This window comes from Kitasatospora putterlickiae (assembly GCF_039527695.1).
GTDB lineage: Bacteria > Actinomycetota > Actinomycetes > Streptomycetales > Streptomycetaceae > Kitasatospora > Kitasatospora putterlickiae.
In genome coordinates, this window is the sequence record NZ_BAAAKJ010000212.1 from 1 (window position 1) to 4,286 (window position 4,286).

Here is a 4,286-nt window from a genome sequence, read left to right on the forward strand (position 1 = left end):
GGCGTCGTCATCCCCGCCAACCCCTGCGGCGAGCGATGGCGGGGCAACGTCCACGGCAGGTGCGGCCGACCTGGCCGACCGGGCAGCCGGTCAGGCCGGACGGCCGGTTCCGGATCGGCAGTGTCACCAAGGCGTTCGTGTCGACGGTGGCGCTCCAGCTGGTCGCCGAGGGGAGGCTGCGGCTGGACGACCCGATCGAGCGGTACCTGCCGGGCCTCGTGCCGAACGGCGGCGCGATCAGCGTGCGCCAACTGCTCAATCACACCAGCGGATTGTTCGACTACCTGGAGGACCCGCAGTTCTTCTACCAGGACGAGGCGAGCCTGCGCGACTGGGTCAACGGGTCGAGCCGCTGGCAGGACTACCAGCCGGAGCAGCTGATCGCGGTCGGCTTCGCACACCCGCCGTACTTCGCACCGGGCGAGGGCTGGAAGTACTCGAACACCAACTACGTCCTCGCCGGGATGCTGATCGAGAAGCTGACCGGGAACAGCTGGCAGAGCGAGGTCAAGCGGCGGATCGTCAAGCCGCTGCACCTCGACGACACCACGTTCCCCGACTCCGAGACCGGCCTGCGTGGCCCGCACACCCGCGCGTACGCCAAGCTGGCGGAGGGTCCGGCGGACATCACCCGGCTGAACCCGACCGTCGCCGACGCGGCGGGCAACGGCATCTCCACCGCGGCCGACCTCAACCGCTTCCACGCCGCCCTGTTCGGCGGCAAGCTGCTGCGGCCGGCCGAGCAGGCGGAACTGAAGCGAACGGTGCCGACCGGGTCGGGCGTCTCGTTCTACGGACTCGGTGTGGCCCAGGCCGACTTCGGCTGCGGCCCGTTGTGGGGCCACGACGGCGGGATACCGGGCTGGGGCACGCTGCTGTTCGGCACGGCGGACGGGAAGCGGCAGGTCGCGCTGTCGTACAACCCGTACGAGGGGACGGACCCGTCGGGCCTCGATGCGGCGGTCGTCAACGTGGCGATCAAGACGCTGTGCGGCGACGGTGCGGCGACGGCGGCTCCGGCCGACGCGGCGGCCGCGCTCTCGGCCCTGCGGGGCGCGGGGCGCTGACCCCGGAGTGCGCTTCGGGGAGGAACCTCCTCCCGCCGATCGGCAGATGGACGGGGGCGGTTCTCCACCGGGACGATGATCGGGCCGGGGGCGTCGTCATCCCCGCCAACCCCTGCGGCGAGCGATGGCGGGGCAACGTCCACGGCAGGTGCGGCCGACCTGGCCGACCGGGCAGCCGGTCAGGCCGGACGCGTCCCGAGCGGGGGGCTACTCGGGTATGCGGTGGTCGCGGTGGCGGTCGCGGAGGGAGTCGGACCGGATCCGGCAGACGGCGCCGATGACGGCCGCGGCGATGATGAGGGTCAGCAGGCCGATCATGGTCAGGCGGCGCGGTCGAACTCGAACCAGACCAGCTTGCCGCGCTTCCGGGGTTCGGCGCCCCAGCGGTGGGTGAGGCCCTGGACGAGCTGGAGGCCCCGGCCGCACTCGGCGAGGCCGGTGGAGGTGAGGGGGGCGGGGAGGTCGGAGGAGTTGTCGCCGACGGAGACGCGGAGCGCCCGGTCGGAGAGGAGGAGGAGAACGATCGGCGAGGCCGTGTCGCCGTGCCGCCAGGCGTTGACGATCAGCTCGACGAGGGCGAGTTCGGCGTCGGCGATGACGTCGGGGTGGAAGTCGGCGAGGGCCATGGTCGAGCGGAGGGCCTCGCGGGAGATGGAGAGGGAGGGGGTGTTGCGGTTACACATGGGGACACTCCCAGCGGTGTAGGTGGGGGCGCACCGGACGAAGGCACGAGGGTGCCAACTGCCCTGGCAAAGGACGTTGATGACAATCAGTCCGGTGAGCGGTGCATCACAGACTGTAGGGCCTGAGTGGCACACATGCGGGCACTTGTCCCACCTTCATCACTCGATAGGGGGATTGGTGGACCCGCCGGGGGATCAAGGTGGATGCTTGAGGGCATGCCACCACGAACCACCCCAACGGTCAGGCAGGAACGGGTCGGTATCGAGCTACGAAAGATGCGCGACAGTGCCGGCCGCACGACCGCCCAGGCCGGCGCACGACTTGGGCTCGATCGGACGAAGATCACGCAGATCGAGAAGGGGTATTACCCGGTCAGCGCTGAACGCATCCGCATACTCGCCTCCGATTACGAGGAGAGTGATGTCGAGTTCATTCAGGCCCTGTCCCACATGGCCGAGGAGCGGCATCGCGGATGGTGGGTCGAATATCGCGGCTCGGTGCCAGCCGGGTTCCTGGACATCTCCGAGATGGAGTTCTTCGCCCAGGGCATGCACACCTACCAGGTCTGCCACATCCCGGGCGCGATGCAGACCGAGGAGTACGGGCGCGCGATCTTCCAAGACGTCTACCCGCCGCTGTCGCCTCGCTTGCTTGAAGCGCGTGTCGAGCATCGGGTCCAACGATCAGCGTTCCTGATGACCGCTGGCGCCCAGCCGTACACGGCAGTCATCCATGAGGCGGCATTGCGGATGCGGTTCGGAGGTCGCGAGGCCGCCCAGAGGCAACTTGAGCAACTGCTGGCATATTCGGAGCTTCCACACGTCACGCTCCGCGTGCTCACCTTCGAGGCCAATGGCTTCAAGGGCGCCGGGCAAGGAATCATCTACGCGAGAGGACCAGTCCCTCGACTGGACACTGTCCAACTGGATGCGGTTGGCGGACCGACATTCCTTCATGAACAGCGGCAGTTGGAGAACTACCGTCACATCTTCGAGACGATGACGGATCGCTCCCTACCGCCAAGGCAGTCCCGCAACTTCATCACACTCCTCAAGAAAGAGATCTAGCACGATGGACGACCTCCGCTGGCAGCGCCCTGAAGCGTGCGGCGACGGTGCGAGCTGCCCAGAAGTGGCCATGGCCGATGACATGGTCTATGTCCGGAGCAGCCTCCATCCCTCCGCCATAGCCCAGTTGACCATCACCGAATGGCATGACCTCGTGGCCGGAATCCAGAACGGCGAATTCAACGCCTGACGCCACTCCTCCAGCCGCGCCCTTCGCCGATCAGCGAAGGGCGCGGCCAAGGTTCAGTCAGCCGCCGACACGCTCTGGCCACCCACCACCCGCTGCCACTCATGAACGGAACCAGTTCGCGCAGATCAAGAAGGAAGTCTGACTCAATGGACAACCTCGTCTGGACCCGCCCTTCCTCATGCCCCGACTCCAGCAACTGCCCGGAGGTGGCCATCACCGCCGACACCGTCTACGTCCGCAGCAGCCTCCGCCCCTCCTCCATAGCCCAGTTGACCATCACCGAATGGCGTGACCTCGTGGCCGGCATCCAGGGCGGCGAATTCAACGCCTGACGCCACTCCTCCAGCCGCGCCCTTCGCCGATCAGCGAAGGGCGCGGCCAAGGTTCAGTCGTGGATCGGGACCTCTAACCCTTGATCCCTGCGGCCGACCTGGCGGCCTGCTCGATCTTCGCCCAGTAGGCCGCGCGGGCCTCCTCGTCGATCCGCTGCTCGTGTTCGGGGCGCATTCCGGTCCGGCCGTCGAGGCCCTCGCGCAGGACGTCGGCGTGCCCGGCGTGCCGGTTGGACTCGCCGAGGACATGGACCAGGATGGCGAACAGGTTCGTGTTGGGACCCGGCTCCGGCCACCACGGCACGTGGCCGGGGGCGTCGAGGGGAAGCTCGTTGATCGTCGCGTCCGAGTGTTCCCACGTACGCCGGTAGAACCCGATGATCTGATCGCGGGTCTCGTCCTCGGTCGCCCACATATCGTTGCCGTCGTAGTCCTGCCACCGGGGCAGCTCTTCCGGGAAAGGACGGTCGAAGACCTCACCGAAGTACCTGGCCTCGACAGTGGCCACGTGCTTGACCAGGCCGAGGAGGTTGGACCCGGTCACCGTCAAGGGTCGACGGACGTCGTATTCGGACAAGCCGTCGAGCTTCCAGAGCAGCGCCTCGCGGTCCCGCCGCAGTCTTCCGTGCAGGTTGGCCTTCGCGAATTCATCGATCATGCGGCATGAGCCTGCCACGGGCCGCTCCCGGCCTCAAGATCCCACCCCTGATCCCCTCGGACAAGCCCGTTGAAACGGCCGCTGACCAGCGGTCGCGCCCTCCGGGACGGTGGCCAACTGCTTCCGGTGGCCCCTGCGCACGCAAGGGGCCACCGGAAGACCGCCCGAGCGAGGACCACTGCGCACCACCACCCCCACCAAGGCTGGATTAGGAAGTCGGCCCGTCCGACTTCCTACTCCTGGCGGCAGGACGGAACCGAGCAGGGGTTCCGGCGGCCCCTTGCGCGC

Annotated in this window: 6 protein-coding genes; 4 read left to right on the forward strand and 2 right to left on the reverse strand. The window is 67.9% G+C overall.

What is annotated here, in order from left to right:
* Nucleotides 1-59 precede the first annotated feature (59 nt).
* On the forward strand, nt 60-1,067 hold the full coding sequence (locus ABD308_RS20970; protein ID WP_344337470.1) for a serine hydrolase domain-containing protein: 1,008 nt from the start codon (nt 60-62) through the stop codon (nt 1,065-1,067).
* Between the two features lie 320 nt (nt 1,068-1,387).
* On the opposite strand, the gene ABD308_RS20975 is transcribed toward ABD308_RS20970, so the two are convergent.
* Nucleotides 1,388-1,750, reverse strand: coding sequence for an ATP-binding protein (locus tag ABD308_RS20975; protein WP_344337471.1), 363 nt, complete (start codon nt 1,748-1,750; stop codon nt 1,388-1,390).
* 204 nt (nt 1,751-1,954) lie between these two features.
* On the opposite strand from ABD308_RS20975, the gene ABD308_RS20980 reads away from it, so the two are divergent.
* The 3 genes from ABD308_RS20980 to ABD308_RS20990 all read left to right on the forward strand — a co-directional run bounded on the left by ABD308_RS20980 (nt 1,955) and on the right by ABD308_RS20990 (nt 3,340).
* On the forward strand, nt 1,955-2,818 hold the full coding sequence (locus ABD308_RS20980) for a helix-turn-helix domain-containing protein (protein ID WP_344337473.1): 864 nt from the start codon (nt 1,955-1,957) through the stop codon (nt 2,816-2,818).
* 4 nt (nt 2,819-2,822) lie between these two features.
* Nucleotides 2,823-3,008 (forward strand): DUF397 domain-containing protein, encoded by a 186-nt coding sequence (locus ABD308_RS20985; protein ID WP_344337475.1) that lies wholly within the window; start codon nt 2,823-2,825, stop codon nt 3,006-3,008.
* Between the two features lie 146 nt (nt 3,009-3,154).
* Nucleotides 3,155-3,340 carry a DUF397 domain-containing protein gene (locus tag ABD308_RS20990; protein ID WP_344337477.1) on the forward strand — a complete coding sequence of 62 codons (186 nt, stop codon included), beginning with the start codon at nt 3,155-3,157 and terminating at the stop codon, nt 3,338-3,340.
* 73 nt (nt 3,341-3,413) lie between these two features.
* On the opposite strand, the gene ABD308_RS20995 is transcribed toward ABD308_RS20990, so the two are convergent.
* Nucleotides 3,414-3,998, reverse strand: coding sequence for a DinB family protein (locus ABD308_RS20995; RefSeq protein ID WP_344337479.1), 585 nt, complete (start codon nt 3,996-3,998; stop codon nt 3,414-3,416).
* Between the last annotated feature and the right edge of the window lie 288 nt (nt 3,999-4,286).